This window comes from Pseudomonas sp. R5-89-07, assembly GCF_003851685.1.
In the GTDB taxonomy this organism is placed as follows: Bacteria; Pseudomonadota; Gammaproteobacteria; order Pseudomonadales; family Pseudomonadaceae; genus Aquipseudomonas.
In genome coordinates this window covers 5,190,050-5,207,136 of record NZ_CP027727.1, presented here as the reverse complement: position 1 = coordinate 5,207,136, position 17,087 = coordinate 5,190,050, and the positions used below count along the sequence as shown (strand labels likewise).

Here is a 17,087-nt window from a genome sequence, read left to right as displayed (position 1 = left end):
AGGGCCTCGGCGTCACGTGGCCTTTTTCCAGGAGGCCCGTCATGAACCTGCACCGGTTTGCCGAAACCCACGACGTCACCAACCAGCCACCGTCCCTGGACGGTATCAACCTGTACCGCATCGACCTGCCCCTGCAAGAGTGGGCGCGTCGCTTTGGCGCCGGCTGGGCCGAGTCGCGTATCGATGCCTATGGTGCGCTGGCCGGCGGGCCTTTGATGGAGGCCGGGTTCCTGGCCAACCAGCACAAGCCGGTGTTCAACAGCCATGACCGTTATGGTCACAGGATTGATCTGGTGGAGTTTCATCCCGCCTATCACGAGCTGATGCGCACCGCCGTCGAGCATGGCCTGCCGTCGCTGCCGTGGGCCCATCCGCAATCCGGCGCCCATGTGGCGCGCGCCGCGATGACCTACCTGCACAGCCAGGCCGAAGCCGGCAGCGGGTGCCCGCTGACCATGACCTTCGCCTGCGTCCCGGCCCTGCGGTTGCAACCGGACCTGGCGGACCTCTGGCTGCCGAAGATTCTCAACACCCAATACGACCCGCGCAACGTCGGCATTGCCCACAAGGCCGGTGCCACCATCGGCATGGCCATGACCGAGAAGCAGGGCGGCACCGACGTGCGCGCCAACACTACCCGCGCCTACCCGGTGGGCGCGGGCGGCCCGGGGCAAGCCTACGAACTGGTGGGGCACAAGTGGTTCTGCTCGGCGCCGATGTGCGACGGCTTCCTCACCTTGGCGCAGACCGACAAGGGCCTGACCTGTTTCCTGCTGCCCCGGCATCGCCCGGATGACACGCGCAACGAGTTCTACATCCAGCGTTTGAAGAACAAGCTGGGCAACTGCTCCAACGCCTCCAGCGAAGTGGAGTTCCGTGGCGCTCTGGCCTGGATGATCGGTGAAGAGGGGCGCGGCGTACCGACGATCATCGAGATGGTCGCCATGACCCGCTTCGATTGCATGGTCGGCTCCAGCGCGCTGATGCGCCAGGCATTGACCCAGGCGAGCCATCACTGTGCCCATCGCTCGGTGGGCGGCCGCGTGCTGAGCGAGCAGCCGCTGATGCAGAACGTGCTGGCCGACCTGGCCCTGGAAAGCGAAGCGGCCCTGGCCCTGTGCCTGCGCATGGGCCGGGCGCTGGATCACCTGGGCAATGAACAGGAAGCCAAATTCGCCCGGCTGGTGACGGCGGTGGGCAAGTATTGGATCTGCAAGCGGGCGCCCGCCATGATCAACGAAGCCGCCGAATGCATGGGCGGCGCCGGTTATGTGGAGGACAGCATCCTGCCGCGTCTATACCGTGAGGCGCCGGTGAATTCGACGTGGGAAGGCTCCGGCAACGTGCAATGCCTGGACGTACTGCGGGCCTTGTCGAAAGAGCCAGGTGTTTTGGAAGCGTTGTTTGTCGAACTCGGCGATGGACAGGGCGACCAGCGACTGGCGCGGCACATCGAGCGGTTGAAGTCGGCGTTCATGGACACTCAGGATATTCAGTACCGCGCCCGCCAGCTGACCGAGGATATTGCCCTGGCGCTGCAGGCCAAGCTGTTGCTGGAGGCGGGCAATGCAGCGGTCAGTGATGGGTTTATTGCCAGTCGCCTGGGCGAGTCGTCGGGGCGGGTCTATGGCGCCTTGCCGCGCGGGGTGGATGTGCAAGCCCTTGTCGCCCGCTCAACACCTGCCTGAACACGAACCCATGTGGGAGGGGGCTTGCCCCCGATAGCGGTGTGTCAGCCAATACATCTGGTGGCTGACACACCGGCATCGGGGGCAAGCCCCCTCCCACATTATTGAAAGCATTCCAACTCTGATGTTTCAGTGAGGCAGGGATACAGGCAAGATAAAGGCCTGCAAGTCCAGAACACAGGATGCTTACCGTGACCGAAGCTTTTGTTGTCGTTCAAACCGCTGAAGAGGCCGTGGACCGGCTGGCCGCTCTGCATGAGCGTGCGACCGGCGCGCTCAATCAAGCCCTCAAGCAGTACCTCAAGGACCGCGTCGAACCCGACGCCGAACAACGCGCGTTGTTTCGCTACCCGGAACTGCGCCTGACTTACCACTGCCACGGCGAAGTCCCACAGACCACCCGGGCCTATGCCAAAGTGCAGCTGCCGGGTACCTACAGCGTAACCGTCACCCATCCGGCTGCCTTCCGTAAATACCTGCTGGAGCAACTGGTGCCGCTGATGCACGACTTCACCGTGACGGTGGAAGTGGGCGTCAGTCAGCAGAACATTCCTTACCCGTACGTGGTGGAGCAGGGCGACGAACTGGCCGGCTCCGGCGTGACCGCCGCAACCCTGGCCCGCGTGTTCCCCAGCACCGACTTGTCCGCCGCCACCGATGGCATCGCCGACGGCCTGTATGACTGGGAAAACACCGACCCGTTGCCGCTGGCGCTGTTCGACGCGGCCCGTGTGGACTTTTCCCTGCGCCGCTTGGTGCATTACACCGGCAGCGACTGGCGCCACGTGCAGCCGTGGATTCTGCTGACCAACTACCATCGCTACGTTGACCAGTTCATCCTGCATGGCCTGGAACAACTGCGCAGCGATCCACGGTTTATCCGCATGGTGCTGCCGGGCAACGTGGTAATCGACAAGGGCATGGTCCACGGCGAAGCGTCGGCGATTGCCGCAGGCGTGGTGTGGCACCGCTACCAGATGCCGGCCTATCACCTGCAGGCCAGTGACGGCCACGGCGTGACCCTGGTGAATATCGGCGTGGGCCCGTCCAACGCCAAGAACATCACCGACCACCTCGCCGTGCTGCGCCCGCACTGCTGGCTGATGATCGGGCACTGCGGCGGCCTGCGCCAATCCCAGACCATCGGCGACTACGTACTGGCCCACGCCTATATGCGTCGCGATGGGATCCTGGACCGTGTGGTGCCGCCGAACATCCCGATCCCGGCCCTGGCCGAGGTGCAGTTGGCGCTTCAGCAGGCGGCGGCGAACGTCACCGGCGAAAAAGGCGAAGAGCTGAAAAAACGCCTGCGCACCGGCACCGTGCTGACCTACGACGACCGCAACTGGGAGCTGCGCTGGGCCCAGGAACGGCCGTTGATCAACCTGTCGCGCGCCGTGGCGGTGGACATGGAAAGCGGCACCATCGCCGCCCAGGGCTACCGTTTGCGCGTGCCGTACGGCACCTTGTTGTGTGTGTCGGATAAACCGCTGCACAGCGAGATCAAGTTGCCCGGTTCGGCCAACGCGTTTTATGAACGTGCGGTCAGCCAGCACTTGAAGATCGGCATCGAAGCTGTCGACCTGTTGCGCACCGAACTCAACGCGCTGCACTCGCGCAAACTGCGCAGCTTCGACGAGCCGCCGTTCCGCTAAGCGGTGGGGATGGTCATTTAGCGGTCAGGCCACTAGCATTGTCGGTCCTGACCGTTAGATGTTTTGTTCGCCATGTCCCGTCCTACCCGTCCCGATGCGCGCCGCCCTGGCGTGAAACCCCCGCATGCAGGCCCGCGTCGTGTCGCCAAGGCGCCGCCCGCCGAGCCCAAGCTGATCCTGTTCAACAAGCCTTTCGATGTGCTGACCCAGTTCAGTGACGAAGGCGGGCGCGCGACCCTCAAGGATTTTATCGATATCCCCGGTATCTATCCGGCGGGCCGCCTGGACCGTGACAGCGAAGGCCTGTTGCTGCTGACCAACGACGGCCAGTTGCAGGCACGCATTGCCGACCCCCGGCACAAGCTGGCGAAAACCTACTGGGTGCAGGTCGAAGGCGAGCCCACCGAAGAGCAACTGCAACGCCTGCGCGACGGTGTGGAGCTTAACGACGGCATGACCTTGCCTGCCGAAGCCCGGCCGTTGACAGAGCCGGATTTATGGCCGCGCAACCCGCCCGTACGCTTTCGCAAAAGCGTGCCTACCCATTGGCTGGAGCTGGTGATTCGTGAAGGGCGTAATCGCCAGGTGCGGCGCATGACCGCAGCCGTGGGCTTGCCGACGTTGCGCCTGGTGCGCGTGCGCATTGGTGACTGGTCTATCGAAGGTCTCGACCAGGGCCAGTGGAGGGCCGTACCGGCGCGCTTATAACGCGCCGGACTCGATCAGGCCGATCACCACGCTCTTGATGATGAACGCGGCCACGCCCAGGCCCAGCACGAAAAACAGAATGAACGAGCCAAAGCGCCCGGCCTTGGATTTTTTCGCCAGGTCCCAGACGATAAAACCCATGAAGATAATCAGGATCGTGACCAGGCCGGTCATCATCCATTCTTCGAACAGGGCGGGGTCGATGTTGTTCATGGGGCTTCCTACTAAGGCAGGCGGGCAGTATAAGGCAGCGCTACCGACGCAACATTGACCTGGATCGAAGTGCAATCCAAATGTGGGAGGGGGCTTGCTCCCGATAGCTGAGTGTCAGTTGGTGCAGTACTGGCTGACATACCGCCATCGGGGGCAAGCCCCCTCCCACATTTGAATTTCATTTTCTCAGGTGCGCAGGTGAGTCAGGGGCAGTTCGGTACTGTTCAAGACTTGGTTGAGTACGAAGCTTGAACGCACGCTGGTCACGCCTTCAATCCGGGTCAGATGGCCCAGCAGCAGTTTCTGATAGTGGTCCATGTCCGGCACCACCACTTTCAACTGATAGTCGGCATCCATCCCGGTCACCAGGCTGCATTCCAGCACCTGGGGCAGGGTGCGGATGGCTGCTTCGAAATTCTCGAAACGTTCCGGGGTGTGCCGGTCCATGCCGATCAATACGTAGGCGGTCAGGCTCAGGCCCAGCATCTTGCGGTCGAGCAGCGCAACCTGACGGGCGATGTAGCCGTCGTCCTCCAATTGCTTGACCCGGCGCGAGCAGGGCGAAGGCGACAGGCCGATACGCTCGGCCAACTCCTGGTTGGAGATCCGTGCGTCACGCTGCAATTCCGCCAAAATACTCAGGTCGTATCGGTCAAGCTTGCTCATTGGGTTAGCCTTTGTCGTAACTATTGCGGTTAATTATCCATGAAGGGTTAAAAATTGCGCAAGCACTGTTTATTGACGCAATCTTCGCAATCATCCGTCGGGTGCAGGCAGGTATCTTTATCAACAGAATCACCGCCTGGACAACAGTCCACTGCAGCGGGCCCAATCAGGCCCGCTGCGGCCGCCACCCCAGCAGGGTTGAGCCGGCCTCCAGGCTGCACACTGTCCAGAAGACGGCGTGAGGTGAGCCAACGTCAAAAGCGTTGAGCCAGGACGAAATTCTCAAGGGGTGGCCGACGGGTCACCCCTTTTCTTTTCCTTCAAGAAAATAGTTCTCGTGACTGATAACCTCTCTCAGAACCGGGCGAGGCTTTTCCAGTCTCATGATCAAGCCCTAATCCGCAGTGAGGAAAAGCATGAAGCGCATCTGGCGTATGGCAGGTGTTGGTTTGCTGGTGGTCAGCGTGGGCGCCCAGGCGGTAGCCGACGAACGCGATAACTCACCGGGCCAGGGGCAGCGCCCACAGGGCGGCGGACAGCATGAACGGGGGCCGGAAGGCGGTGGGCGTGCGGAGAATAATCAGCCGCGCCCGCAGAACCCGCATGGCGATCACGCCGGCCAGAATGGCGGCGGCCAATGGCAAGGGCGCCCGCAGGCGAACGAACAGGGGCGGCCGCAACCGCAGCCGCAGCCGTCGAATAACCTGCCGATCCAGGGGCGGCCCGATACCGTGCGCCAGACCCAGGAGCCGCGCCAGGGCTATTACCGCGATATCCCACGGCGTAACGACGACAACCGACATTGGGAGGCGGGCGGTCCAGGTTCGCGGCCTGGCGACAACGGTCGTCCCGGCGACCATCGCTGGCCAGGTCGTCCCGATGGGCACGGCAATGGTTGGGGGGCGGGCCCGCAATATCGTCCAGGCTACGTCGTCGACCGTTTCCCCGACCGCAATTACCGCGTGCCCTACCGTGGCCAGGATTACTTCTACTCCGGCGGCTATTGGTATCGCCCGCAAGGCCCGCGCTATGTGGTTGTGACGCCGCCGTACGGCATCCGCGTGCAATACCTGCCGGATTACGCACGGGAAGTGTGGGTGGGCAGTTCGCTGTTCTTTCTCGCCGCCGGTGCCTATTACGCCTACGAAAGCAGCACTGCGCAGTACGTAGTGGTGCAACCGCCGACGGCCGTGCCAGCACCGCAACCTGCACCCCAGGGCAACGGTTATGACGTGGTGGCGTATCCCGCCAACGGCCAGTCACCGGCCCAGGTGCAACAGGACGGCTACGACTGTTATCGCTGGGCCGTGCAGCAAAGTGGGTTCGACCCTCGCACGGTCACCTACGCCCCCGACCCGGCGGTGGTGCAAACCTATCGCCAGGCCCAGGGCAACTGCCTGAGCAGTCGCGGCTATCAGGTGCAGTATTAGGCCTTGGCGCCAGTGACCACTTCCTGCGGGTCGGCATGCACCAGCACCTCGGCCTTCGGGTAGGCCTGATGAATGGCATCGGCGGCCTGGTCGCTGATGCCGTGTGCCACTGACAACGTCAGCTCCCCCGGCAATTCCAGGTGCAACTGCACGAACCAGTGGTTGCCGGACACCCGCGTGCGCAAGTCATGGGCACCCAGTACGCCCGGTACGCCACGGGCCAGGTCGAGCATGTGCTGGCTGATATCCACCGGCAACTCTTCGTCCATCAATACGGCAAAGCTTTCCCGGGCGATCTGGATGGCGCTCCACAGGATGTAAGCGGCAATCCCCAGGCCAAACCAAGCGTCCACCTGATGGAAGCCAAAACCTGCGAGCACCAGCGCCACCAGGATGCTGCCGTTGAGCATCAGGTCGGAGCGGTAATGCAGCGAATCGGCGCGCACCGCGTTGGAGCCGGTTTCGCGGATCACCCGATGTTGCAGCATCAGCAACGCCACGGTCAGCGCCAGTGAAAACACGATCACGCCAATGCTCAGCCAGGGCGCGCCCACGGGTTCGGGGTGCTGCAAACGTTGATACGCCTGGAACGCAATCAACACTGCACTGCCGCCGATAAACAGCGCCTGGGCCATGCCCGACAGTGACTCAGCCTTGCCGTGACCGTAACGGTGATCGTCATCGGCGGGGCGCAGGGCGTAATGCACCGCCAGCAGGTTGAGCAGCGAAGTTACGCCGTCGAGCAGCGAGTCGGTCAAGCCGGCGAGCATGGCCACCGAGCCACTGAACCACCAGGCGATGGCCTTGGTAATGATCAGCACACAGGCCACGCCCACCGAGGCGCGGGTGGCCAGGCGCAGGAGCCTGGCGTGTTCGGGACTGCTGGTCATGGGCTGTCCTTATGCGGCGGGTTGCAGGCCCAGGGACGCCAGTTGCTGCACGCTGCCCTTGAACTGGATCAGGCGTGGGTCGTCCAGCGGCAAGGTGCGGCCGGTTTCCTTCTGGATGATGCTCTGCAGCTTGGCGTTGTCGACCTTGCCGTCGGCGCCGATGGCCTCGTGCAGTTTTTCCGGCGCGACCTGGGCGGTCTTGCCCGGTTCGTAGTAGATCGCACCCGTGGCGAAGTCGACGCCGAACGCGATCAGGCCGGGGATCACATAAAACAGCAGGCCGACCGCATCGAGCACGGCAATCGTCGGGTCGATCTTGCCGTCGATCTGGCCGCGGCGATCTGGGTAGAAAATCGAACCGCAGGCGGTGAGTTGGCTCAGCAGGGTGACGGCCAAGACGCCGCCAATGACACGGGAAGCGATACGCATAAAACTCTCCTGAACACGATTTAAAGATGACTATAAGCCAGATCTGCCGAACGACGCCGATCCCACCTTTGATTGCATTCACAATTGAAGCGGGTGGCGTTTCTGAGACCACCACCGGCGCTCGGCAGTTCGCCGTTATACTCGTCGCTCTGCTTTGGAGCCAGTATGAATTCGTTGCCGATTGATGATGTTTTACCCGCCCTGCGTGATGCCTTGGCGATCCGCCACGAAGCCGTGCTGGAAGCGCCACCCGGCGCCGGTAAAACCACCCGCGTGCCGCTGGCCTTGTTGCACGAGCCATGGCTCGCCGGGCAAACCATCCTGATGCTCGAACCCCGGCGCCTTGCTGCACGGGCCGCTGCCGAGCGCCTGGCCAGTGAGTTGGGTGAGAAAGTCGGTGAAACGGTCGGCTATCGCATCCGCCTCGACAGCAAGGTCGGCCCCAACACCCGCATAGAAGTGGTCACCGAAGGCATCCTCACCCGTCGCCTGCAGGACGACCCGGCGCTGGACGGCGTGGGCTTGCTGATCTTCGACGAATTCCACGAGCGCAGCCTCGACGCCGACCTGGCGCTGGCCCTGAGCCTCAACGGACGCGAGCTGTTTCGCAACGATCAGCCTCTGAAAATCCTGCTGATGTCTGCCACCCTCGAAGGCGAGCGCTTGGCTGGCCTGCTGGACGACGCCCCGATCCTGCGCAGTGAAGGGCGTATGTTCCCGGTGCAGATGCGCTGGGGCCGGCCATATCAGGCCGGGGAATTTATCGAGCCACGGGTGGTGCAGACTATTCTCGAAGCCCTGCATGACGAGACCGGCAGCGTCTTGGTGTTTTTGCCGGGGCAGGCAGAGATTCGTCGGGTCAACCAGCAACTGGCCGATGCCTTGGGGGATGGCACGGATGTGCTGCTATGCCCGCTGCACGGCGAATTGGACCTCAACGCCCAACGCGCCGCCATTGACCCGGCACCGGCCGGCAAGCGCAAAGTGGTGCTGGCTACCAACATCGCCGAGACCAGCCTGACCATCAACGGCGTGCGCGTGGTGATCGACGCCGGGCTGGCGCGGGTACCGCGTTTCGACCCCGGCAGCGGCATGACGCGCCTCGATACTCAACGCATCTCCCGCGCCAGCGCCACCCAGCGTGCCGGCCGGGCAGGGCGGCTGGAACCAGGGGTGTGTTATCGGTTGTGGTCCGAAGACCAGCATGACGGTTTGGCCGCCTATGGCAGTGCGGAAATCCTTGCTGCCGACCTCGCCGGCCTGGCGCTGCAGTTGGCCCGTTGGGGGGTGGCCCCCAGCCAGTTGGTGTGGCTGGATGTGCCGCCGACTGCCGCCTATGCCCAGGCCCAGGATTTGCTGGTGCGCCTGGGCGCCTTGAATGGCGACAAACTCACCGCCCATGGCCAGAAAATGGCCGAGTTGCCGGCTCACCCGCGTATCGCCCATCTGTTGTTGCGCGGACAAGACCTGGGGCTGGCCGCCACGGCCTGTGACGTCGCCGCCCTGTTGGGCGAGCGCGATATCCTGCGCGGCGGCGGTGCCGACTTGCAAAGCCGCCTGGCGCTGTTGTCCGGTGAAGAACGAGCCCGAGGAACCCAGGGCGGCGTGCAACGGGCCAGGCAGTTGGCACGCCAATATCGCGGCTATTTAAGAGGCCAGGCAACCCAGGCGGTGGCCGACCCCGACCATCCGCGCTGGCTCGGCGCCTTGCTGGCGCTGGCGTACCCGGACCGCGTCGCCCAGCAGCGTCGTCCCGGTGGCGCCGAATATCGCCTGGCCAACGGCCGCGCTGCGCTGTTCGCCGAAGCCGACAGCCTGATGAAACAACCTTGGCTGGTGATCGCCGACCTGGGCAGCCGCCAGGGCCAACGCGAAGAGCGCATCTACCTGGCGGCGGGTTTCGACCCGGCGCTGTTCGACACGGTGCTGGCCGAGCAAGTGCGCATTGTCGATCAACTCGACTGGGACGAACGCGAAGGCGTGTTGCGCGCCGAACGCCAACGCAAAGTCGGCGAACTGGTGCTCAGCCGCGAGCCCCTGACCGGCCTGGACGAATCCGCCCGCAGCCAGGCGCTGGTCAACCTGGTGCGCCGCAAAGGCCTTGAGCTGCTGCCCTGGACCTCGGAACTGCGCCAGTGGCAAGCACGTGTGATGTTGCTGCGCCAGCTGGACGCCGGCAAAACCAGCGAATGGCCTGATCTCAGCGATAAGGCGTTGCTGGCCAATCTGGAACATTGGCTGATGCCCTATCTGGGCAAGGTTACGCGCTTGAGCCATTTCGCCAACCTGGACATTTCCAGCTACCTGCACAACCTGCTGCCCTGGCCGTTGCCCCAACGCCTGGAAGAACTGGCGCCGCAGCACGTGAAAGTGCCATCGGGCTCGTCGGTGCGCCTGGACTACAGCGAACAGCCGCCAATCCTCGCGGTGCGCTTGCAGGAGCTGTTCGGGCTGGCGGATACGCCGCGCATTGCCGGTGGGCGCCAAGTGGTGAAATTGCACTTGCTGTCGCCGGCGCGGCGGCCGGTGCAGGTCACACAGGATCTGGCGAATTTCTGGCGCAGTACCTATGCCGAGGTGAAGAAGGATTTAAAGGGGCGTTACCCCAAGCATTACTGGCCGGATGACCCGCTGGTGGCCGAAGCGACGGCCAGGATCAAACCCCGAAAGTAGCCACAATGGAAATCCCCTGTGGGAGGGGGCTTGCCCCCGATAGCGGTGTATCAGTAACAGCTTTACTGACTGACACACTGTCATCGGGGGCAAGCCCCCTCCCACATTTTATTGCGCAGCAGGCAACAGGAACCGGGCGATCACCGGCAGATGGTTGGAAATGCGCAACGTGTCCTGCTGCCGCACCTTGGCCTCTACCCGCTTGATTCTAGGGCTGTAGAACAGGTAATCCAGCGTACGATCCGGCCCTTCGAGGCTTGGATCGTTAGGGAAGTGCGTCAGCCATTTTTCCCGGTCGATCCCGCTGGATTCACTGTTGCTCGGGATCATCGGGTATTTGTCCCACAACAGATGCAGCTCACTGTCGGGCGAATATTGGCCGCGTTTTTGCGCATCCAGGCGCAGGAATTGGCCCAGCGGCAGCAAATTGAAATCCCCGCCGATCAGCCAGGGCGTGCCACGGCCTTCCAGTTTATCCAGCAGCTTCACGGTGGCCTTCACCTGCTCCTGAACGGCACTGCGCCCAGGCACGCCGCCTTCCAGTCGCGTGTTGAGCACGGCCAGTTGGCCACCGTCGCTCAGCGGCAGGTAAGTCAACAACAACGCAGGCTTGGGCTGGAACTGGCGGCTGATGAAGTTGGCCTCTGCGGTTGGCAGTTGCAGGCGCTCGGCGTGTTCGATCTGGTAACGGCTCAGGGTCGCCAATTTGCGCCCGACGCTGCCGAAGATAGGCAGGTTGGGGACAAAGTCGGCTTTCCAGTCGAAAGCCTGGGTGCTGCAGGGGTAGAGGTCGACCAGGCGCTCCTGCAACAGGGCGAGCTGATCCTGATAATGGGAGGGCTTGGCGCCTTCGTCGACTTCCTGCAACAGCAGGATGTCGGGCTGTTCGTCGCGGATCACCCGCGCCACTTCGTCGAGGCTGAAGGCCATGTCTTCAACCGTGGGGCGCTCGTCCGGGCCGCTGCCGTCGGGGGTGTCGTACCAGAACACGTAGTTCTTGCCGGCCAGGTATTGCACGTTCCAGGTCATTACCTTGAGCGCCTGCCCCGGCAGCAGGGTCGGCGCACGCGGCGCCACGCAACTGACGGGCAGGGTCTGCTTGTCGTCGGGGCGCCAGGTCAGGCTGTAGATCAGCGCCGTCAGCAGGCCCGCCATCAGCAGCAGACTCAACAGGGTGATGCGCAATAAACGGGTCATCGGCTCGGCTTATGTGCGTTTCAGAATGGGCACGGAGCATATCACCGCGCGTCGGCGTCGCCACCGATCAACATGAATAAACGGAACAGCACCACACTGGTAAACAGCTGCAGGAAACTGTGGGCGCTGTCCATCAACAGCCCCAGCAGCGGCGCGGGTTCGGGATAGGCCGCCACGCTGGCGCCCTTGAGCAGCCACAGCGGGGTCATCACGCACAGCAGGCACACCAGGATGCGCCAGAAATGCCCACGGGTCAGGCGCAGGCTTTCCTTCATCGCTTCAAGCGCCGACATGCCGCGCAGTACCAGCAAGTACTCGGCAAACGCCAGCACCACCATCAGCCACAGGCCCGGCAGGAAATACAGCGACAACCCGAGCAGAATCAGCAGCGTGCTCATGGCGGTCAGCAGGGCGAAGCGCGGCCACATCGCCAGGGCCATGGCCCACACATCCCGGGTGCGTGGCGACTCGCCACGGGTGCGCGCGTCGAGAAACAGGATCAACGCGCCGGTGTACAACGGGTACACGAGCAGTCCCACCACCACGCTGTAACCGCTGAAGGCATCCGGGCCCAGCGTGTGGTCGAGCACCTGTTGCAGCAGGGCTTCGAGGATCACCAGCGGCAGGCACAGCTGGACGATGGCGCCCAGGTTACGTTGGGTAAAGCGGAAGGAGTCGCGCAGCACGTCTAACGGATTCATCAGAGTCATCACAGGCCGAAAAAGCAGGGGCACACTTTAACCGATAGCTGGCGTGGGCAAGCAAACGTAAACCTTGAGTAAAGACCATTGAAACAATTGGTAACAGCCCCATAACTAACGCGTACCTTGCCTGATGCCAGGCGGGACCCTGATTTTTTTACCGGCAATCTAACGAGGTCGCCATGAACAGCGAAGAACAAACCCTGATCGACGGACTGTTTTCACGGTTGCAGCAAGCCGAAACGGACTCAGCCCCCCGCGACGCCCAGGCCGAAGCGCGGATCAAGGAACACATGACTCGCCAACCGGCCGCCGGCTACTACATGACCCAGTCGCTACTGGTGCAGGAACATGCGCTCAAAAGCCTCGATGCGCAGAACAAGCAACAGGCGCAGCAGATCCAGCAATTGCAGGAAGAATTAGAGCGCGCCAAATCCGCGCCAGCCGCCCCGGCGAGCGGTGGCGGGTTTCTGTCGAGCATCTTTGGTGGCGGTGGTTCGCGTGATGCTCAGCCTGCACCGAGCAACTCGGGCGGCGGTTGGCGTGAGCCGGCGCGACCCGCGTTCAACCAGCCCGCGCCGCAGCAGAATTATCAACAGCCGCAACCAACGGCCGCCGCCGTACCTGCGGGCGGCGGGTTCCTGGGGGGCGCGATGAAAACCGCAGCCGGCGTGGCCGGTGGTGTGTTGCTCGCCGAAGGCATCAGCAACCTGTTCCACCACAACCAACAGCCGCAGGTGGTGGAAGAGATCATCGAACAACCGGCGCCCGCCGGTGACCAGGGTGGCTGGGGCAACGATGACCAGAAGTTCGCAGGCAATGACAGCTGGGGCAGCAACAACGCGGACAGCTTCGCCGACAGCGATTATTCCGACGATTCCTCCTCCTTTGGCGACGACGATTCCTTCGTCTGACACACCCCAGCCGGAGCGCTGCGGCGCTCCGGTCTGATTTTTTCCCGGAAACCTTCCCTTGGCTGGCATACTGGCCCCCTTTCCGGGCGCTGGCGCCTGGCGGTCAATTGAGGAAGTGCGGTGAAAAAAATTGCAGTGTTCGCCGATGTGCAAAACCTCTATTACACCGTTCGCCAGGCCTATGGTTGCCACTTCAACTACGCCGCACTGTGGGCTGATATCAGCGCTCATGGGCAGATCGTGGAGGCGTACGCCTACGCCATCGACCGTGGCGACAGCAAGCAGCAGCAGTTCCAGCAGATCCTGCGCAACCTGGGTTTTACCGTGAAGCTCAAGCCTTACATCCAGCGCAGCGACGGCTCGGCGAAGGGCGACTGGGACGTGGGCATCACCATCGACATCATGGATGCCGCCGCTAACGTCGACGAAGTGGTACTGGCCTCCGGCGATGGCGATTTCGACATGCTGCTCGACCGCATCATTCACAAGCATGGCGTGCAAGCCGTGGCCTACGGCGTGCCGGGGCTGACGGCCAATTCATTGATACGCGCTGCCAGCCGCTATGTGCCGATCGAAGGCGCGTTGCTGCTCAAATAAGCGCGGCGGCCCACTACATTGTTAGACGGAGTTGGAACAGGTTTGGAACGTATAGCGGTCATCGACTTTGAAACCACCGGCATCACTCCGAGCAGCTACTGCCGGGCCACGGAAATTGGCGTGGTCATCCTTGAGCGCGGGCAAATCGTCGACCGCTACCAGAGCCTGATGAATGCCGGTGTACGCGTGCCGGCGTTTATCGAGCAGCTCACCGGCATCAGCAACGCCATGCTGCGCAACGCGCCACCGGCCGAGCGGGTGATGAATGAGGTCAATGAATTCGTCGGCACCACGCCGTTGATGGCGCACAATGCCGCGTTCGACCAGAAGTTCTGGGACTACGAGTTGGGCTTGATCCGCCGCACCCGCCTGCAAAAATTCGCCTGCTCGCTGCTACTGGCCCGCCGCCTCATGCCGACGGCGCCGAACCACAAGCTCGGCACCCTCAACGCCTACGCCCAACTGCCCCACACCGGCCAGGCCCACCGGGCGCTGGCGGATGCGGAAATGGCCGCCAACCTCACCGCGCACCTGGCCCAGGAACTGCGCCAGACTCATGGCCTGCGTGAGCTGTCACATGATTTGCTGTGCACCTTGCAGAAAGTGCCGGCGGCGAAGATCAATGAACACCTGAAGAAACATCGCGGGTTCTGAGCCTGGGCGCGGTTTCAAGGACACTGAAGCTCCAAATGTGGGAGGGGGGCTTGCCCCCGATAGCGGTGGATCAGCCAGCTTATGTGTAGCTGACCCACTGCCATCGGGGGCAAGCCCCCTCCCACATTTAGTTATGCGTCGCCTATCGAGCCTTTGTGCACGCCAGCGCCAGGTCCACCACCCGCTTCAGATCATTCCCTCGCGCAGCGTGGGAACGATCAGGTCAGCGACCAAGTGTATTGGCGTTTTAAACCTGTTTTGTAACTTAAGTTTATGCACCTTCGTTTCTAGAATAAGCCTCCCCCCTCCTGCCATAGAGCCACCCAATGCCTGGCCCACGTCGTTTCCCCTTACCCTTGATCGCCGCCTTTTTTGCGTTGTATGTGATCTGGGGTTCCACCTACCTGGTGATTCGCATCGGCGTGGAGTACTGGCCGCCGTTGTTGCTGGCGGGGATTCGGTTTTGCACGGCAGGCGCGTTGATGTACGGCTACCTCAGGTGGCGTGGTGTGCCGGCGCCGACGTGGACGCAATGGAAGGCTGCCGGGATGATTGGTATTTTGCTGCTTACCGTGGGCAATGGTGGCGTCAGCGTGGCGGAACATATGGGCGTATCGTCCGGCGTCGCCGCGTTGGCCGTGGCCACCGTGCCGTTGTTTACCTTGCTGTGTGGTTTTTTCTGGGGCGCCCGTAATACGCGGCTGGAATGGGCCGGGGTGATTCTGGGGATTATCGGCATCGCCATGCTCAATATGGGCAGCACCCTGCAATCGAGCCCGCTGGGTGCGGTGTTGCTCTTGATGGCGGCGGCGTCCTGGGCGTTTGGTTCGGTGTGGAGCCGTCACTTGCCACTGCCCCAGGGTGCGATGGCGAGTGCCGCTGAAATGCTGGTGGCTGGCGTAGCGTTGTTGATCGTCAGCGGCGTGTCGGGTGAGCACTTGCAGGCGATGCCGCCCTTGGAAGGCTGGCTGGCCCTGGCCTATTTGACGGTGTTCGGTTCGATCATCGCCTTCAACGCCTACATGTACCTGCTCAAGCATGTACGCCCGGCGGCCGCCACCAGCTATGCCTATGTGAACCCTGCGGTGGCGGTGTTGCTGGGGATTGTGTTCGTCGGCGAGTCCATCGGCCTGGAGGAAGCCCTGGCGATGCTGGTGATCATCAGCGCGGTGTTGCTGATCAGCCTGCCCCAGTGGCGCAAGCCGAAGGCGGAAATAAGGTAAACTGCGGCGCAATTGCGACCTTGCGCTGAATTTTTCCTACGGTAAACACATGACTTTCGCCTCCCTTGGCCTGATCGAACCCTTGCTGCGCGCCCTTGAGACGCTTGGCTACCAGACCCCGACGCCGGTGCAGGCGCAAGCCATTCCGGCGGTGCTGGCCGGTCGTGACCTGATGGCTGCGGCCCAGACCGGCACCGGCAAGACCGCAGGCTTTGCCTTGCCACTGCTGCAGCTGCTGACGATGGAAGGGCCGAAAGTCGCCGCCAACTCGGCACGTGCGCTGATCCTGTGCCCCACCCGTGAACTGGCCGAGCAGGTTCACACAAGCGTCGCCGAATACGCCCAGCACCTGCCGCTGACCACTTACGCGGTGTACGGCGGCGTGAGCATCAACCCGCAGATGATGAAGCTGCGCAAGGGCGTGGACATCCTGGTTGCCACCCCCGGCCGCCTGATCGACCTGTTCCGCCAGAACGCGCTGAAACTCAACCAGCTGCAAACCCTGGTGCTGGATGAAGCCGACCGCATGCTTGACCTGGGCTTTTCCGAAGAGCTGGCCAACATCTATCGCATGCTGCCGAAAAAGCGCCAGACCCTGCTGTTCTCCGCCACCTTCTCCGACGACATCCGTCTGCTGGCCGGGCAGATGCTCAATGACCCGCTGAGCATCGAAGTCAGCCCGCGCAACGTCGCCGCCAACACGGTGAAGCAGTGGGTGGTGCCGGTGGATAAAAAGCGCAAGGCGGAGCTGTTCGTGCACCTGATGCGCAAGGGTCGCTGGAAGCAGGTGCTGGTGTTCGCCAAAACCCGCAACGGCGTGGATGCGCTGGTGGATAAGTTGCAGGGGCTGGGCATCAACGCCGACGGTATCCATGGCGACAAACCGCAGGCCACACGCCAGCGTGCGCTGGACCGCTTCAAGGCCAGCGACGTGCAGATCCTGGTGGCCACCGATGTGGCTGCCCGTGGCCTAGACATCGAAGACCTGCCGCTGGTGGTCAACTTCGACCTGCCGATCGTCGCCGAAGACTATATCCACCGCATCGGCCGCACCGGCCGCGCGGGCAACACCGGCGAGGCGATTTCCCTGGTGTGTGCCGATGAAGTGAACATGCTCTCGGCGATCGAAATGCTGACCCGCCAAACCCTCACCCGCAAGATGGAACCGGACTTCGAACCGGAACACCGCGTGCCGGATACCGATGCCAGCGGGCAGGTGGTGAAGAAGCCGAAAAAGCCGAAGAAGCCCAAGACGTCGGGCGGAGGCGGTAAGCGCAATCTGGGCAAGTGGGTGGACAGCGGTGATGCAGCACCGGCGGAACCGTCGATCAAGCCAGTGCGCAAGGTGCCGGTTTTCAACACCGGGCCGCGTAAGAAGAAGTGATTTTGCGGTGTGGCTGATGGCCTCATCGGGGGCTTGCCCCCGATGGCGGCCTTGAATCCACCCCA

The 17,087-nt window shown here is 62.8% G+C and carries 16 protein-coding genes; 10 read left to right on the top strand and 6 right to left on the bottom strand.

The features are described from left to right. Positions 1-41: 41 nt before the first annotated feature. From C4J94_RS23780 to C4J94_RS23770, 3 genes are all read left to right on the top strand, one after another. The gene (locus C4J94_RS23780; RefSeq protein ID WP_124388326.1) at positions 42-1,688 is read left to right on the top strand and encodes an acyl-CoA dehydrogenase family protein; all 1,647 of its coding nucleotides are present in this window, start codon (positions 42-44) and stop codon (positions 1,686-1,688) included. A 182-nt stretch (positions 1,689-1,870) separates the two neighbouring features. Beyond that, entirely contained in the window at positions 1,871-3,343 is a 1,473-nt protein-coding gene (amn, locus tag C4J94_RS23775; RefSeq protein WP_164485599.1) for an AMP nucleosidase, read from the top strand. Positions 3,344-3,415: 72 nt separating this feature from the next. Continuing rightward, entirely contained in the window at positions 3,416-4,051 is a 636-nt protein-coding gene (locus C4J94_RS23770; RefSeq protein WP_124388324.1) for a pseudouridine synthase, read from the top strand. On the opposite strand, the gene C4J94_RS23765 is transcribed toward C4J94_RS23770, so the two are convergent. Together C4J94_RS23765 and C4J94_RS23760 are read right to left on the bottom strand one after the other, a co-directional pair. Then, on the bottom strand, positions 4,046-4,255 hold the full coding sequence (locus C4J94_RS23765; protein WP_025999909.1) for a DUF2788 domain-containing protein: 210 nt from the start codon (positions 4,253-4,255) through the stop codon (positions 4,046-4,048). The two genes, C4J94_RS23770 and C4J94_RS23765, sit on opposite strands and share 6 nt — an antisense overlap. A gap of 195 nt (positions 4,256-4,450) precedes the next feature. Further along, positions 4,451-4,930 (bottom strand): Lrp/AsnC family transcriptional regulator, encoded by a 480-nt coding sequence (locus tag C4J94_RS23760; RefSeq protein ID WP_003194418.1) that lies wholly within the window; start codon positions 4,928-4,930, stop codon positions 4,451-4,453. A gap of 416 nt (positions 4,931-5,346) precedes the next feature. On the opposite strand from C4J94_RS23760, the gene C4J94_RS23755 reads away from it, so the two are divergent. Further along, positions 5,347-6,360, top strand: coding sequence for a DUF6515 family protein (locus tag C4J94_RS23755; RefSeq protein WP_124388323.1), 1,014 nt, complete (start codon positions 5,347-5,349; stop codon positions 6,358-6,360). Here the strand turns inward: C4J94_RS23755 and C4J94_RS23750 are convergent. Together C4J94_RS23750 and C4J94_RS23745 are read right to left on the bottom strand one after the other, a co-directional pair. Continuing rightward, a complete protein-coding gene (locus C4J94_RS23750) occupies positions 6,357-7,250 on the bottom strand; it encodes a cation diffusion facilitator family transporter (protein WP_124388322.1) in 894 nt (297 codons plus the stop codon). The two genes, C4J94_RS23755 and C4J94_RS23750, sit on opposite strands and share 4 nt — an antisense overlap. A 9-nt stretch (positions 7,251-7,259) precedes the next feature. Beyond that, positions 7,260-7,679: a polyribonucleotide nucleotidyltransferase gene (locus C4J94_RS23745; protein WP_124388321.1), complete on the bottom strand. Its 420-nt coding sequence runs from the start codon at positions 7,677-7,679 to the stop codon at positions 7,260-7,262. 165 nt (positions 7,680-7,844) lie between these two features. Between C4J94_RS23745 and hrpB the strand changes: the two genes are divergently transcribed. Beyond that, positions 7,845-10,352: an ATP-dependent helicase HrpB gene (gene hrpB, locus C4J94_RS23740; RefSeq protein ID WP_124388320.1), complete on the top strand. Its 2,508-nt coding sequence runs from the start codon at positions 7,845-7,847 to the stop codon at positions 10,350-10,352. A gap of 108 nt (positions 10,353-10,460) precedes the next feature. Here hrpB and C4J94_RS23735 read toward each other — a convergent pair whose 3' ends face one another. Both C4J94_RS23735 and C4J94_RS23730 read right to left on the bottom strand, forming a co-directional pair. Further along, positions 10,461-11,549: an endonuclease/exonuclease/phosphatase family protein gene (locus tag C4J94_RS23735; RefSeq protein ID WP_124388319.1), complete on the bottom strand. Its 1,089-nt coding sequence runs from the start codon at positions 11,547-11,549 to the stop codon at positions 10,461-10,463. 41 nt (positions 11,550-11,590) lie between these two features. After that, the gene (locus tag C4J94_RS23730) at positions 11,591-12,250 is read right to left on the bottom strand and encodes a YciC family protein (RefSeq protein WP_124388318.1); all 660 of its coding nucleotides are present in this window, start codon (positions 12,248-12,250) and stop codon (positions 11,591-11,593) included. 182 nt (positions 12,251-12,432) lie between these two features. Here C4J94_RS23730 and C4J94_RS23725 point away from each other — a divergent pair, with 182 nt between their 5' ends. The 5 genes from C4J94_RS23725 to C4J94_RS23705 all read left to right on the top strand — a co-directional run bounded on the left by C4J94_RS23725 (position 12,433) and on the right by C4J94_RS23705 (position 17,022). Further along, complete coding sequence (locus C4J94_RS23725) at positions 12,433-13,164, top strand: DUF2076 domain-containing protein (protein WP_124388317.1); 732 nt, start codon at positions 12,433-12,435, stop codon at positions 13,162-13,164. Between the two features lie 120 nt (positions 13,165-13,284). Beyond that, positions 13,285-13,761 carry an NYN domain-containing protein gene (locus C4J94_RS23720; protein WP_124364522.1) on the top strand — a complete coding sequence of 159 codons (477 nt, stop codon included), beginning with the start codon at positions 13,285-13,287 and terminating at the stop codon, positions 13,759-13,761. Between the two features lie 42 nt (positions 13,762-13,803). Beyond that, entirely contained in the window at positions 13,804-14,415 is a 612-nt protein-coding gene (locus C4J94_RS23715; protein ID WP_124388316.1) for a PolC-type DNA polymerase III, read from the top strand. 326 nt (positions 14,416-14,741) lie between these two features. Then, complete coding sequence (gene yedA / locus C4J94_RS23710; RefSeq protein ID WP_124388315.1) at positions 14,742-15,638, top strand: drug/metabolite exporter YedA; 897 nt, start codon at positions 14,742-14,744, stop codon at positions 15,636-15,638. A 49-nt stretch (positions 15,639-15,687) separates the two neighbouring features. Continuing rightward, entirely contained in the window at positions 15,688-17,022 is a 1,335-nt protein-coding gene (locus tag C4J94_RS23705) for a DEAD/DEAH box helicase (RefSeq protein WP_124388314.1), read from the top strand. The last annotated feature ends 65 nt before the right edge of the window (positions 17,023-17,087 follow it).